At 65.3% G+C, this 300-nt stretch carries 1 protein-coding gene; it reads left to right on the top strand.

The features are described from left to right. A partial coding sequence (locus EN804_RS37620; RefSeq protein ID WP_281407939.1) for a CocE/NonD family hydrolase C-terminal non-catalytic domain-containing protein occupies positions 1-300 on the top strand: 300 nt, incomplete at both ends.

The raw sequence follows: 300 nt of genomic DNA, 5'->3' as shown, positions 1-300 counted from the left end.
CCGCAAGTACTGATCCCCGGCGAGACCGTTTCGACACGCGTCGTGCTCGACCAGGGCGTCTACCGGGTGCCGGCCGGCCACCAATTGCGCATCGCCGTTTCGACAGCTTACTGGCCGATGATCTGGCCCTCGCCGGAACCCGTCCGGCTCGATGTCGCAAAGGCGACGCTGAAGCTGCCGCCGCCGTCCTATGCCCGGCTTGGCGGCGAGATCATCGCGTCCGAGCTGCGTGATGTCGGCATCGATCTGGAGATCGTGCCCGTGGAATGGGCGCAATGGCTGGATCAGGTCTTAGATCGG

The organism is Mesorhizobium sp. M8A.F.Ca.ET.161.01.1.1, from assembly GCF_004792105.1.
In the GTDB taxonomy this organism is placed as follows: domain Bacteria; phylum Pseudomonadota; class Alphaproteobacteria; order Rhizobiales; family Rhizobiaceae; genus Mesorhizobium.
This window is presented reverse-complemented; position numbering and strand designations above follow the sequence as displayed.